The sequence below is a fragment of the Streptomyces sp. NPDC048255 genome (genome assembly GCF_040652415.1).
Classification (GTDB): Bacteria; Actinomycetota; Actinomycetes; order Streptomycetales; family Streptomycetaceae; genus Streptomyces.
In genome coordinates this window covers 229,735-253,847 of sequence record NZ_JBEZMA010000002.1, presented here as the reverse complement: position 1 = coordinate 253,847, position 24,113 = coordinate 229,735, and the positions used below count along the sequence as shown (strand labels likewise).

Annotated in this window: 16 protein-coding genes; 8 read left to right on the top strand and 8 right to left on the bottom strand. The window is 75.3% G+C overall.

Features of this window, described 5'->3' with window-relative positions:
* Positions 1–172: 172 nt before the first annotated feature.
* From AB0D94_RS03575 to AB0D94_RS03560, 4 genes are all read left to right on the top strand, one after another.
* The gene (locus AB0D94_RS03575) at positions 173–1,207 is read left to right on the top strand and encodes a questin oxidase family protein (RefSeq protein WP_362044907.1); all 1,035 of its coding nucleotides are present in this window, start codon (positions 173–175) and stop codon (positions 1,205–1,207) included.
* Positions 1,208–1,209: 2 nt separating this feature from the next.
* Complete coding sequence (locus tag AB0D94_RS03570; RefSeq protein ID WP_362044904.1) at positions 1,210–2,874, top strand: alpha-amylase family glycosyl hydrolase; 1,665 nt, start codon at positions 1,210–1,212, stop codon at positions 2,872–2,874.
* Between the two features lie 280 nt (positions 2,875–3,154).
* Positions 3,155–3,826 (top strand): DUF4142 domain-containing protein, encoded by a 672-nt coding sequence (locus tag AB0D94_RS03565; protein WP_362044902.1) that lies wholly within the window; start codon positions 3,155–3,157, stop codon positions 3,824–3,826.
* A gap of 9 nt (positions 3,827–3,835) precedes the next feature.
* The gene (locus tag AB0D94_RS03560) at positions 3,836–5,236 is read left to right on the top strand and encodes a DUF1996 domain-containing protein (RefSeq protein WP_362044900.1); all 1,401 of its coding nucleotides are present in this window, start codon (positions 3,836–3,838) and stop codon (positions 5,234–5,236) included.
* A gap of 237 nt (positions 5,237–5,473) precedes the next feature.
* Here AB0D94_RS03560 and AB0D94_RS03555 read toward each other — a convergent pair whose 3' ends face one another.
* A complete protein-coding gene (locus tag AB0D94_RS03555) occupies positions 5,474–6,514 on the bottom strand; it encodes a helix-turn-helix domain-containing protein (protein ID WP_362044898.1) in 1,041 nt (346 codons plus the stop codon).
* A gap of 913 nt (positions 6,515–7,427) precedes the next feature.
* On the opposite strand from AB0D94_RS03555, the gene AB0D94_RS03550 reads away from it, so the two are divergent.
* The 4 genes from AB0D94_RS03550 to AB0D94_RS03535 all read left to right on the top strand — a co-directional run bounded on the left by AB0D94_RS03550 (position 7,428) and on the right by AB0D94_RS03535 (position 11,521).
* Entirely contained in the window at positions 7,428–8,228 is an 801-nt protein-coding gene (locus tag AB0D94_RS03550; protein WP_362044896.1) for a hypothetical protein, read from the top strand.
* Positions 8,225–9,673, top strand: coding sequence for an NADH-ubiquinone oxidoreductase-F iron-sulfur binding region domain-containing protein (locus AB0D94_RS03545; protein WP_362044894.1), 1,449 nt, complete (start codon positions 8,225–8,227; stop codon positions 9,671–9,673). Before AB0D94_RS03550 ends, AB0D94_RS03545 begins: the two co-directional genes overlap by 4 nt.
* 159 nt (positions 9,674–9,832) lie before the next feature.
* Positions 9,833–10,825 carry an SCO0930 family lipoprotein gene (locus AB0D94_RS03540; RefSeq protein WP_362045047.1) on the top strand — a complete coding sequence of 331 codons (993 nt, stop codon included), beginning with the start codon at positions 9,833–9,835 and terminating at the stop codon, positions 10,823–10,825.
* Positions 10,826–10,933: 108 nt separating this feature from the next.
* Positions 10,934–11,521 carry a hypothetical protein gene (locus AB0D94_RS03535; protein ID WP_362044892.1) on the top strand — a complete coding sequence of 196 codons (588 nt, stop codon included), beginning with the start codon at positions 10,934–10,936 and terminating at the stop codon, positions 11,519–11,521.
* A gap of 14 nt (positions 11,522–11,535) precedes the next feature.
* Here the strand turns inward: AB0D94_RS03535 and AB0D94_RS03530 are convergent, their stop codons facing one another.
* From AB0D94_RS03530 to AB0D94_RS03500, 7 genes are all read right to left on the bottom strand, one after another.
* Positions 11,536–12,330, bottom strand: coding sequence for a BTAD domain-containing putative transcriptional regulator (locus AB0D94_RS03530; RefSeq protein ID WP_362044890.1), 795 nt, complete (start codon positions 12,328–12,330; stop codon positions 11,536–11,538).
* 75 nt (positions 12,331–12,405) lie between these two features.
* On the bottom strand, positions 12,406–13,845 hold the full coding sequence (locus AB0D94_RS03525) for a hypothetical protein (RefSeq protein WP_362044888.1): 1,440 nt from the start codon (positions 13,843–13,845) through the stop codon (positions 12,406–12,408).
* Positions 13,842–15,320, bottom strand: a complete 1,479-nt coding sequence (locus AB0D94_RS03520; RefSeq protein ID WP_362044886.1) for a hypothetical protein — start codon at positions 15,318–15,320, stop codon at positions 13,842–13,844. Before AB0D94_RS03520 ends, AB0D94_RS03525 begins: the two co-directional genes overlap by 4 nt.
* A complete protein-coding gene (locus tag AB0D94_RS03515) occupies positions 15,317–17,458 on the bottom strand; it encodes an ATP-binding protein (RefSeq protein WP_362044884.1) in 2,142 nt (713 codons plus the stop codon). Before AB0D94_RS03515 ends, AB0D94_RS03520 begins: the two co-directional genes overlap by 4 nt.
* On the bottom strand, positions 17,451–19,514 hold the full coding sequence (locus tag AB0D94_RS03510) for a hypothetical protein (protein ID WP_362044882.1): 2,064 nt from the start codon (positions 19,512–19,514) through the stop codon (positions 17,451–17,453). Before AB0D94_RS03510 ends, AB0D94_RS03515 begins: the two co-directional genes overlap by 8 nt.
* A complete protein-coding gene (locus AB0D94_RS03505) occupies positions 19,511–21,877 on the bottom strand; it encodes a phage tail protein (RefSeq protein ID WP_362044880.1) in 2,367 nt (788 codons plus the stop codon). The genes AB0D94_RS03510 and AB0D94_RS03505 overlap by 4 nt, the downstream gene beginning before the upstream one ends.
* Positions 21,877–24,105, bottom strand: coding sequence for a putative baseplate assembly protein (locus AB0D94_RS03500; RefSeq protein WP_362044878.1), 2,229 nt, complete (start codon positions 24,103–24,105; stop codon positions 21,877–21,879). Before AB0D94_RS03500 ends, AB0D94_RS03505 begins: the two co-directional genes overlap by 1 nt.
* Positions 24,106–24,113 lie beyond the last annotated feature (8 nt).

Sequence of the window (24,113 nt, the reverse complement as noted above, 5' to 3'; positions counted from 1 at the left end):
GGACCGGCGCCTTTCCTTGATCGTCCGGTAATGCGCCCTGGTCCGCGGACCGCCGGCTTCCGCCGTTCCGCACACCGCGCACCCACCCCAGAACAAGCCAATGTGCACATGCCGTGTTGCTGAAGAGGCTTGCCGCACCCTTCCATGGAGAGGAATCGATCTAGGGGGAACGGTGAACGACCTGGACGGCGCCCTGCAGTACCTCAGCGACTCCGGACCCGAATTCGGCCCCGGTGTGAGCAACCACGGACCCATGGCGGCGGAAGCCCTCGGACAGCTCGGGCACGGCGCGTCGATCGCATCCTGGGTGAGCTCGTACCGGAAGGTCCTGTACGACGACACCTACGGACGGTTCCAGGAGATCACCCGGGACAACTGGCGGTCCGCCCTCGGCAACATGCGCCTCCTCGGGGACTGGAACGAGTTCTTCCGCCGGGAACTGGACAGCGCCCCCTGGACCGACGTCCTCGTCCGCTGGTGGCCCCGGCTGCTGGGCGGCTTCGCCGCCGGAGGAGGCCACGGAGTCATCCGGACCGGGCACGCGGTACGGATGCTGACGGAGGCCCACACCCCGTGGCGCCTGGAGGAACTCGCCCGCGGACTCGGCTACTGGGCCGCCCGCTACCAGGAACTCCCCGAGGAGCCCGCGACCCCGCGCGAGCGGGACCTCGTGCAGGCCTGGGACGCGGTCCCCAAACTGCGCAGCGACCAGGGCATGGGCATGATCTTCCGGATCCGGCTCGAAACGGTCTGGCTGGAGCCCGACTTCGCGCCGGCCGTGGACTCCCTGCTCCCCGAGGACGACGCCGACCGCGCGCTGAGCCGGCTCACCCGGGCGGCCGCCGGGAGCTACCTCACCGACGACCACAAGACCCCCATGGCCTTCGTCCACGCGCTCACCACCCCCGCGGCGGTGCGCCTGGTCCTGCCGCACCTGCCGCCGGAACTGCACTGGCCCAGTGTCGCCGCCTCCGTCCGCTTCTCCGCGGCCATCCGCAGCGCCTACGGGACGGGACGGCGCGAGCACCACCCCGAGGAGCCGGTCCGGGACTACGTCACGCTCGCCGAACGCGCCCTGGCGACGGAGGACCCGCACGCCATCAAGTACGTGGAGGCCTGCCGCCGCGAGGACGCGCTGCGCCCCGATCCCTCGTACGCGATCGCCGCGACCGACTGGGTGCGGCGCTGCGAGACGGGGTCCTTCTGAAGGTGACGGGGCACGAGCCCACGGCCACGCCGCCCTGGTGGCGCGACGCCGTGATCTACCAGGTCTACCCGCGCAGCTTCCTCGACACCGACGGTGACGGCGTCGGCGATCTGCGCGGTGTCGCCCGGCGCATTCCCTACCTCTCCCGCCTCGGCGTCGACACGCTGTGGCTCTCCCCCTTCTTCTCCTCCCCCATGGCCGACTTCGGGTACGACGTCCGGGACCACACCGCCGTCGATCCCCTCTTCGGCGACCTGGCCGACTTCGACGGGCTCGTCGCCGCGGCCCACGCCCACGGGCTGCGCGTGCTGATCGACTACGTCCCCAACCACACGTCCGGCGAGCACCCCTGGTTCAGGGACGCGCGCACCGGTCCGCTCAGTCCCCGGCGCGACTGGTACGTATGGCGGGACCCGGCGCCCGGGGGCGGCCCGCCCAACAACTGGATCACCCTGTTCGGGGAATCCGCCTGGACCCTGGACGCCGAGAGCGGCCAGTACTACCTGCATTCCTTCCTGTCGTCCATGCCCGACCTGAACTGGCGCAACCCCGCCGTGCGGGAGGCCATGTTCGACGTGGCACGCTTCTGGCTCGACCGCGGCGTCGACGGATTCCGCGTGGACTGCGTGCCTCTCATCGCCAAGGATCCCGCGCTGCGGGACAATCCGGCGGCCGGCGCAGGTACCGTGGCCCATCACCGCCCGATGGGCGGATACGACAGCCAGCTGCACCTGCACGACCAGGCTCATCCCGATCTCCACGCGATGTACCGGGAGTTCCGCGCGGTGCTCGACGCATACGGGGACGGACCCGCCGCCCGGATCGCCCTCGGCGAGATCCACGCGTACGACTGGAAGGCCTGGACCCGCTACTTCGGCCGCGAACTCGACGAGATCCACCTGCCCATCAACTTCGGCCTGCTCCGCACTCCCTGGGAGCCCGGCGCGATCCGGGACCTGGTACGGGAGGTCCTCGGCGCCCTGCCCGCCGGCGCGGTCCCGACCTGGGTGACGGGAACCCACGACGACCCGCGGGTCGCCTCCCGCGTCGGCCGGGACCAGGCGGCGAACGCGATGCTGCTGCTCCTCACCCTCCCCGGCGCCGCGATCCTCTACAACGGCGACGAACTCGGCCTGCCCGACGCGCACATCACCCCGGAGGACATCCGGGACCCCTGGGGGCTGCGCACCCCCGAGCTCAGCCGCGATCCCGCCCGCTCCCCCATGCCCTGGAGCGACGGGCCGGGGGCGGGCTTCACGAGGGCCGGAGTCCGGCCGTGGCTCCCCGTCGCCCGTCCCCCGGGCGGCTCCGCGGCGGCCCAGGAGGACGATCCCGGTTCCCTGCTCAGCCTGACCCGCGCGGTCCTCGCGCTGCGCCGGGCGCACCCGGCCCTCGGGCCGGGTGCGATCGAGTTCGCCGAGGCCCCCGAGGGGGTGCTCGCGTACACGCGCACGGGCCCGCCCGGCGGCGGATCCCTGCTGATCACCCTCAACTTGACGGACGGCCCCCTCCACATCGGCAAGACGGTCGCCGGCCATCCCTGGGAGCGGCACCTGTCGACGGCCCCCGCGGCGGGCGCCACCGCCGCCTCCCGTGGCACGGACGCCCATGGCCCGGGCCCCCATGTGCTGGCCCCGCACGAGGGAGTGATCTGGCGGACGGGGTGACCGGCGCCCGGGCCCACCCGCGCCTCGGCCCGGGCCGACCGGCACGGCCTCCCGAACGCGGGAAGATACCAGCCCTTCGGGCAACCACCCCGATGTTTGTCCAAGGGTGATGGTCCTTCAGTAGCGGCACCACAAGTGGCACTAGCGTCCCGTGGCACCCCGGTAATGCGGGTGCGCACCGCAGGGTTCATGAGGCCTGCGGCCCCCGCCCCCTCCGGGCCCACGGAGCGAGGAGGCACTTGTGCTGTCATTGCGGCGGAGACCCGTCAGCAGTCTGTCGGTGGCCACGAGGTACGCGATCGGAAGCGGTGTCGTCATCACCGCCCTGGCCATGACACTGATCGCGCTGCTGGTCCCCGTGGAGAGCTACGGCGGCCGCGCCTCGGCCGCCGCCGCGGCCCCGGCGGGCGAGGACGACGGCGCCGGGACCATGAGCACGGCGTACGGTCCGCTGACCGCCGCTGACCGGGACTTCGTCCGGAAGGTACGGCTCGCCGGCCTGTGGGAGCTGCCCGCCGGACGCCAGGCCCAGCAGCGCGGGACGCGCGCCTCGGTCCGTACGGCCGGGGAGCACCTCGTCGAGGGCCACGCCGACCTCGACCGCCAGGTCATCCAGGTCGGCCAGTCCCTCGGCGTGGACCTGCCCAACCAGCCGAGCACGCAGCAGCAGGAGTGGCTGCGCCAGCTGACCGCCGCCCAGGGCGACGAGTACGAGCGCTTGTTCACCCAGTTGTTGCGCCGGGCGCACGGAAAGGTGTTCGCCCTTCTGGCCGGAGTGCGGGCGCAGACCCGCAACTCCATGGTCCGGGCCCTCGCCACGTCGGCCAACGCCACGGTCCTGGACCACATCACGGTCCTGGAGGACACCGGGCTGGTCGACTTCGACTCGCTCGCCGACGGGCCCCCGCCCGTCACCCCGCTCCGCTCCTCCGATGTCCGATCGACGAAGTGAAGTGATCGCATGAGTCAACAGGGCCACAAACGCCCCCGCTTGTCGAACAAACTCCTGGCCGTGGTGTCCGCTCTCGTACTGGGCGGCGGCGGGGTCGCCGTGGTCGCCGGCAACGCGTCCGCGGGCCAGGAGGACGACCGTACGACGCAGGTGACGGCGACCATCGACTGCCCCGACGTGGGTGACCGGCTCACCGCCGTCCCCGACCCGGCCAGGGCCGAGGTCGACGAGAACCTGGCCGAGCTGGACGACCAGGTGGCCGATGCCTACCGGCGCCTGGCGGCCGGCGAGGCCGCGGCCGGGGACGCCCTCCTCGGTGAACTCAAGGACCAGCGTGACAAGTCCATCGCCCAGGTCGCCGACGCGATAGGCCGCTCCGGCGCTCGGCCGGAAGGGCTGGAGGCCCTGAGCGGCTGCGAGATGAAGCAGGCGGACGTCGCCGACGAGGGCGCGGAGGCAGAGGGCGGGCAGGGCGCCCAGGCCTTGGGGGCGGAGGGGCAGCGCGGCGCCGCGGACGCCTCCCGCAAGGGCGGGCCGGCCCGCGGCGACTTCGTCTCCATCACCAAGGTCAAGCCGAACGTACGCACCCCCGCCCCGGCGCGTGGCGCCTCCACCGGTTCCTTCAGCTCCCAGTGCGGCCGCAACGAGAACGGCCACTTCAACCCGGACAACGTGATCGTCGCTCCGGGCGTCTCCAACGGGGCGCACCACATGCACGACTACGTGGGCAACAACTCCACCGACGCCTTCTCCACCAACGACAGCCTCGCGGCCTCCGGCACCACCTGCGGCAACGGCGACCAGTCCAGCTACTACTGGCCGGTGCTGCGGCTGCGCGACGGCAAGGCCGAGCGGGACGCCCAGGCGCCCGGCGGCGGCCAGGACGGCAACGTCGGCACCATCCTCCAGCCGAAGCAGGTGACGATCACCTTCAAGGGGAGTCCCGTCAGCCGGGTCACGGCCATGCCCCGCTTCCTGCGCGTCATCACGGGCGACGCCAAGGCCTTCACCAACGGCACGGCGAACGCCAACGCCTCGTGGAGCTGCACCGGGTTCGAGAACCGCCAGCTGAAGGACAAGTACCCGATCTGCCCCAAGGGCAGCGACGTGGTGCGCACCTTCAACTTCCAGAGCTGCTGGGACGGCCGGAACACCGACAGCGCCAACCACCGCACCCACGTGGCCTTCGCGGACAAGGACGGCCGCTGCAAGAAGGGGTTCACCGCCATGCCGCAGCTGGTGCAGCGGATCACCTACGGGGTGGCACCGGGCGCCCGCTTCGCCGTGGACAGTTTCCCCGAGCAGCTGCACAAGCCGGTGACCGACCACGGGGACTTCATCAACGTGATGTCGAACAACCTGATGTCCAGGGCGGTCGACTGCATCAACAGCGGGCGCACCTGCCGCTGACCCCGGCCGGATCCGAGCGCCGGTTCTGATCACCGGTCGTGGTCAGAACCGGTGATCACCGGCTCCGGTCCCCCTGCTCCCGGGCCGGGCGCGCCCTCCCCCCACCACCGCGCCCGTCCCGGGAAAGGTGTTGGCCCGAAGCCGACTTCGGGCCAACACCGCTTTCCCGCGGCGGATACGAAAGGGCCCCGGCCCGGCCTCCGCGTGGGCGGGGCCGGACCGGGGCCGTGGCTGGGCCTACAGGCCGTTGACGCGGGCCATCCGCCCGACGACCAGGGGGGTGAAGTCCGCCGTGACCACGCGCCCCGTCCTGCGGCCCACCCGGGCGTTCTGACGGCGCACCTGGGCCATCAGGCGGCGGCTGCGCAGGGCCATCTCCAGTTCGAACCGGGTGCGGGGGTCGCGCAGTCCGGGTCCGAAGAGCTTCTCCAGCTGCCGCATGCGGTAGCGCACGGTCTGCGGATGCACGTTCAGGGCCTTGGCCGCCTCCGGGGCTCCGCCGCCCTCCAGCCAGGCGAGCAGGGTCACCTCCAGCCGTTCGCTCTGGCGGGGGGTCAGGTCCGCCAGCGGGCGCAGCCACCGGGCGGCGAGGGCGTGCGCCAGGGGCTCGTCCTGGAGCAGCAGCAGGGTGGACAGGTGGTCGTCCACGAAGACGGCCCGGGCGTCCAGGCCGGCCCGGGCGGGCGTCAGGGCGAGGAGCCGCAGGGCCCAGCGCAGTGAGGACGCGGTGTCCCGCAGGGGGACCGCGTGGCCGACGGCCGCGGTCCGGCCGCGCAGCGGGGGTTCGAGCGGGGCCCGGGTGTCGGGGTCCGGGCTCGGGACCAGCAGGCAGGGCCGGCCCGCGAACACGCCGGGGAGGGCCGCGTCCAGTACGGCCGCCAGCTGGTGCGTCTCGCCGGGCGTGGCGAGCACGATGGCCCGCACCGCTTCCGGGAGGGGCCAGCCGGCCGCCTCGGCGAGCTGGGTGAGGGAGGCCTCCGATGCGGCCCGGTCGTCGGTGAGGGCCTTGAAGAGGTCCTGCCGTGCGCGGTCGGGCGGCTCGGCGCTCTCGGGCCGGTCGGCCTGACCGCTCCTCGCACCGTCCTCGCGTACGGGTTCACGTACGGGTTCACGTACGGGTTCACGTACCGGCTCTCGTGCGGACTCGCGCACGGGCTCGCGTACGGAGTCCCGTACGGCCTCCCGCATGTCCTCGCGGCGGCCCTCGTGCCTGCCGTCGTGCCGGTCCTCGTCGTCCTGGCCGGGCCGTGTCGCGGTTGCTGTGGGTGTCGCCGTCACTGCGGGTGTCGCTCTCACCGGCGCGGTCACCGGCACTGCCGGTGCCGGACTCCGGCCCGGTGCGGGAGCCGGTGACCCGTCGGCCGGATCGCGATAGCCGAGTGCGTTGAGGAGTGCCTCCTCCACCCGCTGTCTGAGCAATTCCTCATCGATGGCATCGTTGTCATCCATAAGGTCGGAAAATTCCGGAATTCCATGCAGAAGCTCCTCCACTATCTCGGCGGCCAGCGCGGGGAGTTCCCTGCGCAGGACGCGGGTCCACTCGCCTCGGGGGCGGGACCAGATGCGGTTCAGAAGTTCGCACATCGTTACCTCGTTCGTGCCGGGGTGAGGCCTGTCCGATGGAGGAGCGACAAGCCCGCCGGGGTGGCCACGCTTGCCAACATCCGTATCTGGCAAGTGAGTTGCGACCCTCGTACTCCCTCCTGGAGCGGTCCGGCCCCGTACGGTCCCGCAGTTTTGCCGTGATTTTGCCGTTGGGGACGCGTAGGTGGCGGGCGGTGCGGTGGCCTGTCGCAACCTCCGCTGGAGGGGAATCTTCCGGTGTTGTTCGATGCGCCGGAGACGCGGTGCGAGAAATTATCACGTTTCGATAAATCCTGTGGAGATGCTGGGTAGCTCCACGATGCTTCTGCACTCCGGCCCAAGCTCCTCGGCCGGCGCAGGAGTTCACAGCGCTGCCGGGCACGACCGACAACAAGGCCCGGGTCCCGAGCGCCAGGTGGAGCGCGCTCGGAGCCCCGGGGAGGTCCGGGGGGATGGGTCGGGCACCCCCCTAGGCGCACAGGAGAACTGGATGCCCCTGTCCCAGCCGCACACGCCCCGTTCGCACCGAGCCCGCCGCAGAAGTCGCCACGCGGCGGCAGCAGCGGCTCCGGCCGCCGGACGGCGGGCCGTCCGGCGGCCTTCCCTCTTGCCCGTCACCGGCAGGCTGCGCCCCGGCGCCGTCTCCGCCTGCGTCGCGGCCCTCGTCTCCGTCGTGGTCGCCGCCCGCGCGGGCGTCCTGACCCATGTCTGGGACTTCCTCGACTTCGGGGCGGGCGTCCTCTCCCTCGTCTCGCTCACCGCCACCGTCCTGTGGGGGCTGGTGGCCACCGACCGGGTGCTGCTGGAGTCGGGGCACCGGCTGCTCGCCCAGGCTGCGCACCGCGGGCTGGCCGTGGCGGGGCTGGGCTTCCTGGCCCTGCACATCTGGGTCAAGATCGCCGAACAACAGACCTCCGCCGCAGGGGCGTTGCTCCCCTTCGCCGATCCCGACCGCCCCTTCCTCATCGGCCTCGGCTCGCTCGCCGGGTACCTCTTCGTGGCCGTGGCGGTGTCCGGAGCGGTGCGCAGCGTGTTCGCCACCAAGAGCCGCTCCCTGTGGTGGCGCGCCCTGCACATCGGCGCCTATCCCGCGTGGGGCGCCTCGCTGGTGCACGGGCTGAAGGCGGGCCGGCCCGCCGACGCCTGGGTGACGGGGGCCTACGCGCTGTGCCTGGCCGGGGTCGCCACCGTCCTCGCCTTCCGCCTCAGGTCCCGGATGCGCGGCGCGCCGCCCGTCCGGCCTCCGGTCCGGCCGCCCTTGCGACCGCCGGTCCGGCCTCCCGTCCGGCCGACCGCCCCGCCCGCTGCCGTCCGCGTGCCCGCCGCCCCCCAACAGGACTCCACCCAGCGGTCGTTCGTCCACGCACCCCTGGTGGACTCCCTCGCCTCCCGTGAGCGGCAGCTGTGACCGGCGGGCCGCGCCCGGGCCTGGGCTGCGTGGGGGCGCCCCGGCTGCTGGCCGGACTCGACCAGGTCGCGCGGCTCGACCGGGTCGCCCATCTGACCGAGCACGGCCAGCTGCCCCGGTACCGCCCCGACGAACTCGTCGCCCTCGCCGAGGACATCGACCTGCGGGGGCGCGGCGGGGCGGGTTTCCCCTTCGCACGCAAGCTGCGGGCCGTCACCCGGTCGGCCAGGGGGCAGGGCGGAACCACCGCCGTGGTCGTCAACGGCAGTGAGGGCGAACCGAGTTGCCTGAAGGACACCGCGCTGCTGCTGCACGCCCCCCACCTGGTGCTCGACGGGGCCCTGCTGGCCGCCGCGGCGCTCGACGCCGAGGAGGTCGTGGTGGGCGTGACCCGGACGGATGTGGAGCAGTCGGTGCGCAGCGCCATCGCCGAGCGCGGTCCGGGCGGCCGCCGGGTGCGCGTGGCGCTCCTGCCCGAGCGCTTCGTGACGGGTGAGGGGACCGCCCTCGTCAGCGGACTGAACGGCGGTGCGACGCTGCCGTCCGGGCGGAAGGTGCGGACCAGCGAGAGGGGCCTGGGCGGCGTGCCCACGCTGCTGTCGAACACCGAGACCTACGCCCAGCTCGCCGTCGCGGCCCGGCTCGGCGCGCTGGACTACCGTACGGCCGGGCTGCCCTCCGAGCCGGGCACCGTCCTGCTGACCGTGGCCGGCTCCACGGTCGTCGAGGCGCCGACGGGCACCTCGCTGGCGTACGTCCTGGACCTGTGCGGCACCGAGCCCGGTCAGGGCGTGCTGGTCGGCGGCTACCACGGCCGGTGGCTGGACCCGCACACCGCCCGTTCCGTACAGGTCTCCCGACAGGCCCTGGCGGCCTACGACGCGGTGCTGGGGGCGGGGGCGGTGCTCCCCCTGCCCGAGGACACCTGCCCGGCCGGTGAAGTGGCGCGGGTGACCCGCTGGATGGCGAAGGAGTCGGCGGGGCAGTGCGGACCCTGCGTGCGCGGGCTGCCCGCACTGGCCGACGTACTGGAGGGCGCCGTCGCGGGAGGGGGCCGGGCCGCCCTGGAGGCGGTGGAGGCGCGGCTGGTCGCGGTCCGGGGCCGGGGTGCGTGCAGCCATCCCGACGGCACCTCGTACTTCGTGGCCTCGGCGCTCACCGCCTTCCCCGACGAGTTCCGGGACCACGCCCTCGGCAGCGGGTGCGGACGGCGGGTACTGGGCGCGCTGCCGCTGCCTCAGGACGAGAGCCCGGAGCGGCTGGTCGTGGACTGGACGCTGTGCAAGGGGCACGGCCTGTGCGTGGACATCCTTCCCGACGTCGTACGGCTCGACGCGGACGGGTACCCCGCCAAGGCCTCGATGCCGGTGCCCGCCCGGCTGCGGCCCAAGGCCCTGCGGGCGGTGCGGCGCTGCCCGGCCCTGGCCCTGCGCATCCAGGACTGACCCGCTGAACGTCCCCGGACTGCTCCGAGTTCAATCTTTGCCGGATCTGACAAATTCCCCCGGATATCTGCTTCCGCTCTCCCGGGCCCCGTATCAATGACCACAGGTACCGAAGGAAAGAAACGCGGAACCGTATCTGAAGGAGAGATCGTGAAGAGAATGCGTCGTGGGATATTCGCCGGGTCGGCGGTCGCGGTACTTCTGCTGACGGCCGGATGCGGAACCGCCGACAAGCCCTCCGGAGCGGGAAATGCGGTGGTGCCGGTGGGCGGCAGCCAGCAGCTCGGTGCCGCGGACGGCTCGGGCGACGCCTACGGGGCGGGCTCGGGGTACGGCACCAACCCGGGCGCCGCCCCGGCGGGTGGGGCAGGGTCGGGACCGGCCGGGCAGCTGAAGGCGCAGCAGGTCGCGGACCTGGGCACCACGGTCACCGACAGCGCGGGTTTCACCCTCTACCGCTTCGACAAGGACACCCCCAAGCCCCCCAAGTCCGCCTGCGAAGGGGACTGCGCCACGGCCTGGCCCCCGGTGGCGGCGGACGAGGCCACGGCCGGCGAGGGCATCGACGGGGGCCTCCTCGGCTCGGTGGCCCGGGCCGACGGCACCCGGCAGCTGACGCTCGCGGGGTGGCCCGTGTACCGCTACGCGAAGGACACCAAGCCGGGCGACACCCTCGGCGAGGGCGTCGGCGGCACCTGGCACGCGCTGGGCCCGGACGGAAAGCCGGCCGCGGCCGCCAAGGCCGAGCCGGCCCCGGACCCGAAGGAGGAGACGAAGGAGGAGCCGAAGGAGGAGGCCGAACTCTCCGTCAACCCGAACGCCACCCTCGGCCACGTCGTCGCGGACGCGGAGGGCCGGACGCTGTACCGCTTCGACAAGGACAGCGCCTGGCCGATGAAGATCGGCTGCGTCGGCGCCTGCCTGGACACCTGGAAGCCCGCCGCACCGGTGGACAAGTCAAAGGTAAACGGAATCGCCGACGAATTGATCGGCAAGGTGAAGCGGCCCGACGGAACGGAACAATTGACGATCGACTGCTGGCCGGTCTATTCATTCACCGGCGACGCGAAGCCCGGCGATATCACCGGCCACAACAAACAGGGCCTCTGGTTCGCCGTCACCGAGAAGGGAAAGAAGGCGAAGGTCTCCTAGGCCATCTCCGCCGGCGGACAGGTATCCGCCCCCCCTACACGTGGCGCCCGGGCCTCCTCCCCTCCCGGGCGCCACGGCCGCTCACCCACCCCCCTCTGTGAGGTCGCCATGGCATCGCCGGACCGCCGGACCCTCGTCATCCGCCCCGCGCGTGCGGCGCTCGCCGCGCTGTGCGCCGCGCTGCTGTACGGGGGCTGCGCCGGAACCAAGGCGGCGGACACTCCGGCCGCCCCCGCCGCCCCGGCCGCCCCGGCCGCCCCGGCCGCCCCGGACACCAAGGCCGCTTCGATCGAGGAGATCGCCGCCGCCATCGGCTGTACCGCCGAACTGAGTGTGGAGGCCGAGGAGTTGCGGCAAGGGGGGTGCCAGAGCGGGCAGAGCTCCTTCCGCATGGCCACCTTCACCGCCGACCGGGGACTGCGGGACTGGCTGACCGAGGCCCAGGCCTACGGGGGCACCTACCTGGTGGGGAACCGCTGGGTCGTCACCGCCCCGTCCGCAGAGGCCCTGACCGCGCTGCGCGGGCGGCTCGGCGGCTCCCTGGAGTCCGGCTCCGCGCACACCGCACACCCCGCCGATCCCCCTGCCAGCTCTCCCGCCGACACCCCCACCGGTTCTCCCACCGGCTCTCCGAGCGGCTCCCCGACCGCGGCGGCGCCGACCGGCTCCCCGACCGGCTCCCACTCCGGGCACTGACCGCACCCTCCGCCTCAGACCCGGCCGGCCACTCCCTGTCGTACGGGGCTGCGGGCGGACTCGCAGAACCGGCGTATCAGGGACGAGAGTTCGCGCCCCGGCTCCACACCGAGCTCGCGCCGGATCAGGCCGCGGTAGGCGTCGTAGCTGCGCAGCGCCTCCACCAGGTTCCCCTCCGCCAAATGCGCCTCGATCAGCGCGCGCTGGGCGCTCTCGCGCAGGGGTTCGGCGCTCACGGCGACCAGCGCGGACTCCACCGCCTCGGCGTGACGGCCCACCCGGGACAGCTGGCGGCTCAGCGCCTCCAGGGCGTGCAGCAGCCGCTGCCGCACCCTTTCGCGTTCCAGCAGGACCCAGTCGTCGTACCAGCCGGGCAGCAGATCCAGCGCGTCCGTACGCCACTTGAGGGCGCACAGGTCCTCGCTCGCGGCGTTCCCGCTGATGAGCCGGCTCGCCCAGCCGTACAGCACGTACAGGTCGACGACCGTGTGCTCGCGCACGGAGAGCGAGCACTTGTCGGAGTCGAGCAGGTCGATCCCGGCCGCCTTCAGCCGCCACAGCGCGGACCGCAGGTTGCCCGCCGCCCGCAGGTCGTCGCCGGAAGGCCACAACGTGCCCGCCGCGTGGCGGCGTTCGACCCGCCCGCCGTTCAGCGCGACGAAGGCGAGCAGCCGCTTGCTCCCCTCCGGCACGTCGAGCCGTCTCCCCTGGTGGACCACGCGCGGCCCGCCGAGGAGGTGCAGGGCCGGCGCGTCCCCCTGCCCGGGAACCCTGACCGGCGACTCGAAGAACTGCGGATGAGGATTCACAGGCGGTCCTCCTGCTAGAAACCCAGGCCCGCAGATGCTATGCGCGGTACGTCACCTACCCGTCACCGAGAGCGACTATCCGGCCGCCCCGGGATCAGTTGTCCCGGCACCGGAACCGGGCTCCTCCCGGGCCTCCCCCGGCTCCTGGGCGCCACCCCCGTCCGGGTGACGGGCCACCGTCCGGCCGTCCTCCTCCCGAGGCTCCCGGCACCGCCGCCGATCGCGCCGGACGAAGGCCACCCACCGGGTGAGGGGCTCGCCCTGCTCATCGGCCGGAACGAGTACGTCCACGTCGGCGGATCCGTCCAGCCGGATACGGTCGCGGTGCTGGGCCTCCTGGACCGCCTGGGCGACGTCGGCCGGAGCGCACGCGCACCACCGCAGGTCCCGGCACGGCTCCAGCCAGGTCCTCACCTGATCGAGCGAGAGCACCTCCTCCCCGCCACCGCCCCACACCGGGAGGTAGCCGGCGGGCGGCAGTTCCTCGATGCCCAGCCGGACCAGCGAGTACGGCCCCTGCCGGACGGGGGCGGACGCGATCAGTTCGCCGGCGTCGATGCCCTCGACGAGCTGCGCCAGCTCCCGGCCCAGCTGGTCCTTCGTATGGCTCTGCAGGAACGTCTGCTTGCCGATCCTCGCCAACTGCTCCAGCAGCGGCGCCAGGTCCGACTCCGTCCGCTGCGCCGGAGCCTCCACGAGCTGCGCCAAGTGGGCCTGGAACTGCAGGATCTGCGCGACGAAGACGTCCCACGGACGCATGCCGAGCCGTGACTGCCACTGCCGCTGCGGCGGGGGCGCGCCCCGGTCGCGGCGCGCGGCCCAGATGTCGGCCTCCCAGGCGTCGAGCCCGGCGGGCTGCGGGAGGAGCACCCCCAGCCGCACCGCCTCGGGCTTGCCCGCGGTCCCCGGCGGGGCCCAGGACCGGGGCAGGTCGGCGGCGGCCGTCCCGTACGGCCACGGGGAGTGCTCGGTGCGCTCGGCCGCGAAGAGGCGGGAGGCGAGCCAGTTGCGCCGCAGCTCCGGCTCGCGCTGGTCCAGGCCCCGTTCGGTGGCCTCGGTGAGACTGATCCGCACCCCTTCCGCGGTGTAGGGCCGCCGGGTGGTGCCCGCGCCGGAACAGGGGTCGTCGCAGTACGCACCCTGAACGGGCGCCTCGCCGTACGGCCAGGCCTCGGGGACCGCTTCGACCCACCAGAAGGTGTCGGGACCGGGCCGCAGCCCGGACAGGGGCAGCGTGACCAGCCGCTGGGAGCGCAGCGGCCGCCCGCCCGCCGTCACGGCGAGCCCGCCGCCGACCCGCAGGGTGCCGTCCCGCAGGGTGACCTCGTACCCCTCGACCACCCCGGGTCCGCCCGCCTCGCCGACGGCCAGGGCGAGTTCGCGCGCGTAGTCCTGGATGCGGTTGAGGTGTTCGGCGCGCAGGAACAGCCCGTCGAAGGCGTTGAGCCGTTCGATGCCACCGCCCGCGGTCGCGGCGCTGCCGTCGGCCCCGGCGCTTCCTTCGGTGATCGTCATTCCTCGGTCCTCCCAGCGGCCGACTCGCGCGGCATGTCGGTGGTGACGACGGCGTCGTGCCCCTCGTGGCGGGTGCCCGGCGGGCCGCCGACGAGCCCGGCGAAGGGCACGTGGTGCGGGGCCGCTCCGTAGAGCGGTTTCGGTCCGGTGCCGCGGACCCGGATCCGTACGGTCTCGTACGCGGGCCGCTGGTCCAGGTCCACCCACACCCGGCGGCGGTCCGGGGACAGCCGGACCGCCGCGACCTCGTCGGTGGCCCAGCCCCGCCCCTGTGCGGACAGCGAGGTGATCTCCACGCCCTCGGGCTCGGCGGAGCCCGCGGCGAGGGGCGCGGTGACCTCGAAGGTCAGGCGGGTGTTCTCCCGTTCCCAGGTCAGGCTGGCGGGGATCAGGCGCGGGCCGCCCGCGTCCTCCTCGGCCCCGGAGCCGATCAGTCCGGGCGCCAGGCCGCACACCAGCTCCTGGACGGTGGTGGTGGGCAGGATCGCGGTGCGGACGGCCGGGTCCACCGTCACCCCGCCGATCCGCACACACGCGTCGTACTCCGTCAGCTCGACGGTCAGCCGCGCCAGCACCACCGCCGCGTGCTCCTCCGTCACGGGCGCCCAGGGCGGGCAGGCGTCGCCCTCCGCGCACTGGGGCCGCTGCTCGGTGGCGTCCTTGGCGGCCAGCCACCGGAAGGCCCGCAGCAGGGCGCGCGCCCGCGAGTGCGCGGGCGCCTGGGCCACTTCGGCCGCCGCGCGCAGGGCCTCCTGGCCGGCGGCGTCGCCGGGTTCGGCGGCGTCGAGGCCGAGCAGGACCCGTAGGCGGTGGTAGGGACGCCAGGGATCGGGGGCGCAGGGGCGGATGGTGATCCGCGCCGTCTCGACGACCCGCGAGAAGTCGTCGTGCCGGCGGGTGACGTCACAGGGGTCGGCCAGCGCGGGCACCGGACGGTCCGGGCAGGGGGCGAACTCGGCGAGCACCCAGGCCTTGACCGTCCGGCGCGGGGGCTGGGGCGGGCAGGGCCGGTGCCCGCCGTCCGGCCGGGCGTCTGCCTGCCGCTCTTCCTGTGGCTCTTCCTGCGGCGGGTACCGGGCGATCCAGGACGCGGCCCATTCGGTGAGGGACAGGCACCAGGAGGCGTCCAGGCTGAGCTCCCGGCCCAGTCCGTCCACGGCGAGGCCGGGCAGGACCTTGAGTTCGTCGCCGTCCCGTTCCACGCCGAGTCCCCACACCACGCCCGGGCCGTGCAGCCAGGCGTTGTGCAGCATGTGCTTGCCGCGCGGATTGCCCATCAGGACACGGAAGTCGTCCTCGCCGAGCAGCATCCCGAAGGCCACGCGCAGCGCGAGGAAGGGGTTGACGGGCAACTCCTCCCCGGCGCAGGGTCCCGGACCGCAGGGACCGCAGCCGTGCACGGTGGTGTCGGGCAGGTCCGGGGCGGACCCGCCGCCGCAGCCGCACGGGGTGCTGCCGGTGCCGAGCGCCGTCATGATCTCTCCTTCTCAGTGGGCCTGTCGTGCACGGTGTCCGGGGCGGCGGCCGTCCCGGGAGGGCCGGTGGTCCGTGCCGCCGCGAGCGCCCGGGCCGCCCGCGGGTCCGTGTCCGCCCCGCCGCGGCCGGGCGGGGCGCCGGGGAACGGGCGGCCCGCCTTCCCGTACTCGCGCCGCATGGCGTCGACGAGGTGGTCCTGGTGGACCGCGCTCCCGTCGTCGGCGGCGCGGAAGGCGGCCCCGACCGCGGCGTTGCGGATCCAGCCGCCCGGCACCGGGTAGCAGCGCGCCAGCGCTTCGAGGTCGACGTCCAGGGCCAACAGGCGGGCGGGCAGGTGTAGTTCCCACATCCGCAGGCGCCCGGCGTCGTCGGGGAGCGGGAACTCCACGACGAAGTCCATCCGGCGGATGAAGGCCGCGTCGATGTTCTGCCGCAGGTTGGTCGTCAGCACGGCCAGACCGTCGAAGCGGTCCAGCCGCTGGAGCAGGTAGGCGGTCTCCATGTTCGCGAAGCGGTCGTTGGCCTCGGAGATCTCGGTCCTGCTGCCGAAGAGCGCGTCGGCCTCGTCGAGCAGGAACACCGCCTGGGTGCGCTCGGCCACCTCGAAGCACGACGCGAGGTTCTTCTCCGTCTCGCCGATGTACTTGGAGATCAGTTCGGAACCGTCGACCACCAGCAGGTCCCGCCCCGCCTCGGTCGCCAGTACCTCCGCCGCCAGCGATTTCCCGGTGCCGGGCGGGCCCGTGAGCAGCAGCCGTACTCCGCCGGCGGCGCGGGCCGCCTCGCGCAGCCGCCAGTCGTCCAGCACGACGGCCTGGTGTCGCAACCGGGCGACGGCGTCCCGCAGTTGGGCCTCCGCCTCCTCCGCCAGCACCAGCCGTGGCCAGCGGGCGCCCGGACTGACCAGTTCCACTCCCGGCGGCAGCAGCGCGCCCGCCCGGGCCCGGATCGCCCCGGACACGTCCGGCTCCGCCGGGTCCTGGCCGATACCGTCCGGGGCCAGACCGGCCCGGCTGCGCAGGTCCAGTGCCACCTGTGCGGTGAGCGCCGGGTCGAGCGGGTGGCGGGCGGCCAGTTCGGGCGCGCGCTCCCGGGCCCCGGGGAGCGCGGCGCGCCAGGCCCTACGGCGGTCCTCCACGCCGATCGGCCCGAGCGGCACGGTCAGTACGGGCTGCTGCGGCCCGGGGCGTACGGCGCCGGGCGCGGCGCACAGCAGCAGCGGGCCCGGGAGCCGCAGGGCGGCGGGCGGCAGCGGCGGCGCGCCCCCGGCGGGCGGTACGGCGACCAGCAGGGGTACGGCGCCCCGTACGGCGGCGTGCAGTCCCAGCAGCGCCACCGCCCCGGGGTCCTCGGCCCGGGCCCGGGCTCCGGCGACGCCGAGGCCGGCGGCTGCGGCGAGCGCCGCGCACCGGCTCAGCGCCACGGTCTCGTCCCGGGCGGTGACGAGCAGGACGCGGGATTCGAGCGAGCGCAGGGCGGCTACGGCCCGGGCCGTCTCGGGCAGCGCGAGCCAGCCGTCGAGTCCGGCGACCGGCGGGCCGGGGTCCACCTCCTCCAGGGAGCGGGGCCAGGCGGGATACGCGTGCAGCGCCTCCCACAGCTGGTCGGCGAGGGTGAGGCAGCGTTCGTGGAAGGGCCCCTCCCCCTTCAGGACCAGCACTCCGGCGCGTACGGCGGCGCCCTCGTGGAGCAGGCGGCGCAGGGCCACCCGGTCCGGGGGCTGGCCGTGCGCCCGGGTGCCGTACACGCGCCCGCCCACCGGCTTCCTGCGTGCGGCGCGGTCGACGAGGAGGGAGGCCAGGCCCACGCCGGGGTGGGGTTCGCCGCCGGGGTGCATGGCGCGGAAGGTGGCGGCCAGGCCCTCGTGTTCCTCGGGCAGCCCTGCGAGGAGGACGAGTTCGGTTTCCAGCGGGGTGATGCGGAGCCGCTGCGCGAGCCGGTCGAGGGGTGCGCCGGTGAGGGGCGGCGTGCCGCGGACCCGTTCGGCGCGGCCGGCCGCGCCGCGGGCCCAGTCGCGCAGGAAGCCCGAGGCGTCGCCGCCGGCCTCCTGGCTACAGGTCGACTCCAGCAGTTCGGCCAGGCGCAGGGCGACGCCCGCGGCCCGCGCGGAGAGGTCGTGGCTGACGCGCTCAGACATAGACGTACCTCACGACCGCACCGAGCCAGGGCACCCAGCCTGGATCGAGGTCGAGCCCGGCCCGGCGGACGGCGACATCGACGTCGGCGACAGCGAGACGCACCTCGATCCACCCCGGCTCGGCGACGATCCGCCCGCCCCGACGAGCCAGCGCGGCCACGACGGCGACGGGGTCGCCTGCGGCCGGCCCGGCGGGGGCGGGGAGGGCCGGGGCGGAGACGGCTCGTTCGGCGGAGGTTGGCCCGGCGGGGTCGAGCACGGCCGGTGCGGCAGTGGCCGGGCCGGGGACGGCTGGGTCGGCGGCTCGCCCGGGCGGGGCGGGGGCGGCCGGTGCGGCGGCAGCTGGTCCGGCGGGGCAGGAGTCGACCGGGGCGGGGACGGCCGGTTCGGCGGCGGCCGGCCCTGCGGGACCGGGGACGGTCGGGTCGGGGACCGCCAGGTCGGCGGCCGCTCGCCCGGCGGGGTCCGCGACTGCCGGGGCGGAGACGGCCGATGTGGCAGCAACTGGCCCGGCGGAGTAGGAGTCGACCGGGGCGGACGCGGCTGTGGCCGGGGCGGTGGCGTGGAGACGGGCGGTGGTCGTGCGGGCCCAGTGGGCGGCTAGTGCGGCGACGACGGCGCGTTCGGTCGGGGTCGGGGGCGGGGCGCCGAGGACGAGGGCGGACCGGGCGGGGCCGAGGCCGGCGAGCGCGAGCAGCGCCGGGTCGTCGGGCGCCGCGGCGGGCAGGAGGGCGCGGCCGACGGCGTGCAGCACCCAGGGCAAGGGCCGTGCCGCGAGGGCGGGTTCGTCCTGGGCGCGGGCGGGGAGGCCGGCGTCGGCGGCCGTGGCGAGCAGGAAGAGCAGGCCGGCCCAGGAGGTGGCGGCGCCGCCCTCGGAAGCGGGTCCGTGCGTCCGCCGTTCGGGTTCCCCCGGCTCCCCCGCGTCCCTCGCCCGCGCCGGTACGGTCGGCCGCGCGCCCGGCGCTCCGGCCGCCCGGCGCGGCTCCGGAACGGGCCGGGCCGGGGGCGCGGCCGCGGCCGTACGGGCTCGGGGCGACAACGACGGGGCCGGGGCCCCGCCCCGGTCCGTGGCCTCGGCCTCCGACGCCTCGGCCTGACGCTCCGGCGGACGGGGCCGGCTGCCGTCCTCCGCCGGGGGCTGCGGCCCGCGTGGGGCTGGTACGGGCATGGGCGAGCCCTCGGGGGCTCCGGTCGGGCCCCGCAGCCCCTCGGCGAGCAGACGGGCCAGCCCCGGGCGCGCCGGCCGGTACAGGGACGCGGGATCGGTTTCCGCGGCGACCAGCAACGCCCAGGCGGCCAGGGCGGCTTCGCCGGGGCGCAGGCGGGTCTCCCGTACCACGGCGGCCAGCCGCGATCCGGCGAGCAGGGCCCGGGCGAGCTCCCGGGTGGCCGGGTCCGCGGCGGCGCCGGAGCCCCCGGCCGGCCACGGCTCCGGCGGCCCGGCAGCCGGGCTGTCCGCCCCTGGGGAAGTGCCGGGCAAGGGGGCCAGGGTGCTGGCCAGGTGGCGCCAGCCGCCGCGTCCCAACACCCGGTCGAGCGCGGCCAGTCCGCACTCCTCGGCCGCGCGCAGCACCGCCGGGGCGACGTGTTCGGGGTGCCGGTCGAGCACGGCGAGGACGGCCGCGCCGGGCGAAGCGGTGGGCGAGGGGTCCTCCGGGCGGACGGCGCCGGTCTGCCGCCAGGCCCACAGCCGTTCGGTCCGCCCGCCGGCCAGGCCGGCGACGGCGTCGGCGAGCAGTTCCAGGTCGTGCCGGTAGTGCACGACGGCGCCGCCGCCCTCGCGTACGGTGCGCTCGATCGCGGCGGCGACGGCCCGGGACCAGTCCTGGCCGAGCGCGAGGTCGGGGCGGGCCAGGTCGAGCGGCACGGTCAGGTCGAGACGGGACAGGCACCAGCGCCCGGGCGGCAGCCGCAGGGCGCGCAGGGCCGCTTCGAGCTGCCCGCCGACCGCGTGGCGCAGCGGTCCGCGCAGCCGGTCGGCGGCGGGCGGCGGCGCGGCCGCGAGGTGGCGCAGGGTCGCCGACAGGCGGTCGATCACGACGGCGGGACCACTCATCCGACCCTCACCGCCCCGGCAACGGACGTCTCGCCGACACGAGCCCCGGCAGCGGGCACACCCACGACGCCGTCCCCGCCCACCCAGGACGCACCGACCACGGCGGGCCCCCACGCGGCGCCGGGGCCGACCACGGAGGTGAGGCCGAGGTGCAGGGTGCGCCCGATCCGCATGCCCGCGCCCAGGGGGCAGAGGTCCACCAGGGTGTGGGCGGGTTTGTGGGTCTCGACGACGGCCCGGACGACGTCGAGCTGTTCGGGGCGCAGGGTGGCGGGGATCAGCACGCTGAAGCGGTGCGCGGTGGCGGTGTAGCCGTCCGCTCCGGGCCGGGTGCCGCCGACGGTGAAGCGGCCGAGGGCCCCGGCCGTGCTCGCGCCGCCTCCCACGGCGGGTGCGGCGGGCCCGCCGGGGGCCGTGCCGAGCACCGCGCCGCCCAGGCCGCGCGTCCGCCAGTTCTCGACCACGCTGATCGGCAGGGGGAGGTAGAGCCGGAGGATGCGTTCGAGGCAGGCCACGGTGCCCCGGATGCGGAACAGGTCGTACGCCTGCGCGATCAGGGCGCGCCTGGCCGGTACCGGCCAGCGCCGGTCGAGCGCCAGTCCGGCCAGGCCGGCCAGCCAGCCGAGGGCCTCCTGCGGGGTGGCCATGGGATCGAGCAGCAGGGTGCGCAGGGCGGCGCGGTCGTCCAGCTCGTGCAGGAGCCCTTCGGCCGGGGCGAGGAACCGCTGGAGGAACGCCGCGTCGGCCTCCTCCCTGCTCCAGGACCTGGGCAGTTGGGCGGGCAGCCGGTGCCCGGGGCGTTCCACGCGCAGGGCCCGGACGCGGGGGGTGAGCCTTCGGGTGCCGGTGAGGCGGAGCACGATCCACAGGTAGCGGCCGGGCGGGGCGTGCACGGGTGTCTCGTACGTCTCGTAGCTGTCGTCGGGGGCGATCTGGGCCCAGGGCCCTTCCCGGCCGGTGGGCCGCTTGAACAGCGGCGTGGACGGGGGCAGTTGTGCGGCGATCCTGGCGCGCGAAGGCAGCGGAGGGGTGAGGTCCGGGTGCCGGACGGTACGTCCGCCGCGGGCGGGTGGCGACCAGGGCAGCGGGTCGGGGACCGTGTCCTCGTCGCCGGACAGGAAGCTCACGCGTACCTCGGTGCCGGGCGGGAGGCAGGCGTCGAGGAACAGCCGTCCCCAGCGGGTGCGGTAGGCGCCCGCGTCCAGCCGGTAGCACAGGACGCTGCCGGCAGGGGTGTAGCGGGCGGCGGGCCCGGCGGTGCGGCCGGTCCCGGCGGGGGTGGTGAAGGCGATCCGCCCGTCGGGGTCGATGGACAGGGCGCCGCCGTCGAAGCCCGGTGCCCGCAGCGGTTCGGCCTCGGACCAGGAGACCCCGTCAGGCCTGAACCGGCGGAAGGGCTGCCCGGGGGCGCGCGCCACGACCAGGGTGCCGTCGGCCGCCAGGTCGAGGTCGGACGCGTACGGGACGACCAGCGCGCGGCTGCCGTCCGTACGGGCGATGACCGCCCGGGTGCCCGAGGGGTCGGTCCACAGCACGTGGAGGTGCCCGGCGCGGGCGGCGATCCGGGTGGGGCGCAGTCCGTCGGCGCCCGGCGGGCGGCGCAGCGCGGGCCCCCGCTGCGGGCCGCGGCGGCCCTGGAGGACGGCGAGGCCGGCGGGCCGGGTGAGCAGCACGACCGCGCCGTCGCATTGGGCGGTGACGTCGAGGGGCCGCCGACTGGGGTGGGCGGCGTCGCGTACGGAGATCCGGCGCAGCAGCCGCTCGCCCCACAGGTCCACCACGTGGACGGCGCCGGCGCCGGACTCGGCGATGTAGAGCCGCTGGGCGCCGTCGACGGCGAGGCCGCGCGGGACGCACAGGACACCGGGCCGGTGCGGCGCGCCCCGCGGCGGGGGCGGGGCGGCGGGGGCTGCCGGGACGGCAGGGGCGGCCGAGGTGGCAGGGGCGGCAGGCCCGGCCAACGCGGCAGAGGCGGCGGGCCCTGCCGACGCGGCACGGGCGACCGACGCGGCACGGGCGGCAGGCCCGGCCGAGGCGGCAGGGGCGGCGGGCGCTGCCGACACGGCAGGGGCGGCCGACGCGGCACGGGCGGGGGCGGCGGTGCCGACGGGGGCAGCCGCCGAGGTGACCTCGACGCGCCCCGCGCGCGGGAAGGAGCGGTAGGTGCGGCCCCAGCGGTCGAAGGCGAGCCCCGCGGGCCCGTGTCCGGAGGGGCCGCCCGGCCCGGGCGCGGGGCCGGGCCCCTCCTCCGGCTCCCAGCCGAGGCAGACCCCGCCCGCATCCAGCAGGGCGGTGGACTCGTGGCGGCAGCGTGCCCACTGATCCGGGTCGGCCAGCACAGCGAGGTCTCGGTCCCCGTGCATCAGCACACCTCCGGCGGCAGCGGTACGACGACGGGCGTGGGGTCGCCGGGCGGCGGCGCCGGCTCCCCGTACCCGGTGCCCACGGGCAGGGGGCTGCCGGTGACCACGGTGATCTCGGCGAGCCGTGGGACCTCCCACGGCCGCAGCGGTACGAGGGGCAGCGCGGTCCACGCCCCGCCGCCGGCCCCCGGGCCGCCCGCCCCCGCTTCGCCGCGCCGGGCCAGCAGCAGCTCCTCCTCGATGTACTCCAGCCCTTCCACCTGCACGGCCACGGCCTCCAGTTCCGCGCGGCGCACGGCCCGCCCCAGTGGCCAGCCGCCGCCCTCGGGCCCGTACGGCGGCAGCGGGGCCAGGTACTGGCGCAGGATCAGCTCGACCCAGCGGCGTACGGCGTCGGGCTGGTAGCCCTCCCGGGTCCGGATGCCGACGGAGAGGGCGATGTCCACGTAGGTGGGCGGGATGACGTACAGCTCGGCGGTGACCAGGCGCCTCGGGTCGAGATGGGCCGCCACCCGGCGCAGCAGGGCGAGGTCGGGCAGCGGCGCGCCCGGGTCGCGCAGGTCCTCGGTGGGGAAGACGAGCACGCTGATGACGCCCGCCGCGGGCTGGGTGGGGGTGTCGGGGTGCAGCAGGGGCAGGGTCTCGGCGCGCCGGACGCCGGGGACTTCGAGGGTGAGGGCCCGGAAGTCCTCGGCGGTGACGGCCCGGTCGCGGCGGTGCACCTCGGCGGGGAGGGCGTCCAGGGCGTCGGTGAGGGAGGCGGGGTCGGCGCCGCCGGTGGCGGGCAGCGGATTGCGGACCTTGGCGCCCGCGACCCCGGTCAGTGATCCGATGGCGCCGGCGGGTACGTTCCCGGCGGAGCCGCCGCCGTAGCGGTACGAGAGCACCCGGATCCGCTCGCCGATCTGGGGCAGCCGGCAGCGGGTGCCGAAGCGGACGAGCCCGGCCTCGGGGTCCAGGGTGTAGTGGCGGTCGAAGGGGCCGCTGGTGGCGAAGTCCTCCACCTCGGTCCAGGGGCGCCAGCCGTCGGCCTCCTCCACCTCCAGCCGTACGCTGCCGGGGACCACCGGGCCGAGGGCGAGGCGGAAGGCCTGTCCGGCGTCGGCCGTGCCGGTGCCGAGGAGTTCGGGGGCCGCGGTGCGGGACTGCACCGCGCCGACGGCGTTGACCCCGACCCAGCGGATGCGGTGGATCGCGTCGTTCTCGCCGGCCGGGCGGCGTACGCGCAGCCAGCCCAGTACGCGCGCGGCGAGCTTCTCGTCGTCCAGCGGCGGCGGGGCGCCGGATCCGCCCGGACTGCTCTGCGCCGGGGGGTGGGTGGGGAAGGCGCCGGGGAGGGCGACGCTGACGACTCCGGCCGTGGTCAGTCCGCGGGTGGTGTCGCCCAGTACGGCGAGGGGGGTGAAGGCGGTGGCCTCGCCGGGGCCGTTCCACAGCTCCCACAGGAAGCCGGGCGGGGCGGTCGCCAGATCGCCGGCGCGCAGCCGGGTGGGGTCGTGGGGGTCGCGGGCCACGAGGTCGAAGGGGCGGGGCAGTTCCTCGTCGGGCACCACGCCGATGAAGAGGGTCTGGCCGCGCAGCTGCCGGGGGTCGGTGGTGTTCTTCCCGAGCAGGGCGATCCACAGGCACTGGTCGACGGTCGTGGCGACGTCGAGGGGCGGGTCCTCGGCGAGCGGGTCGGCGGGGACCGCGGTGGTGACGTAGAAGAGGACGGGCGCCGCCCCGCTCCGGGCCCGCTCGCGTTCGGCGAAGGGCAGTGCCTCGACGGCGTCGTCCCGCCGCCGGTGCTCGGTCGCGGTCCGGCCGCCCCCCTCGGCGGGCGGTACGGGGGCGGCGGTCTTGCCGACGGCGAGGACCTCCAGGGGCCAGGCGACCACCTCGTTGCCGGTCTCGAAGACGACGGCGCCGGCGCGGGCCTCGGCGCCGCGCAGCACCTGGACCCCTTCGGGACGCTCGGTCTCCAGGACGATCAGGGTACGGGCGGCCAGCGCCGGACGCGGCCGCACGCCCAGCAGCCGCAGGAAGGCGACCTTGGTGGTGTCGGGGATCTGGTTGAAGCGGAAGAGCAGGGACTCTCCGAGGTGCGCGAAGAGTTCGAGCAGGGCGATGCCCGGGTCGCCCGCGTTGTGGTCGGTCCACTCGGGGGCGTACACCGGGATCCGCTTGACCAGCTCGTCCCGCAGCTGTTCGAAGGTGCGGTCGTCGAGGATGGGGCCGATCAGTGGCATGCCGTCAT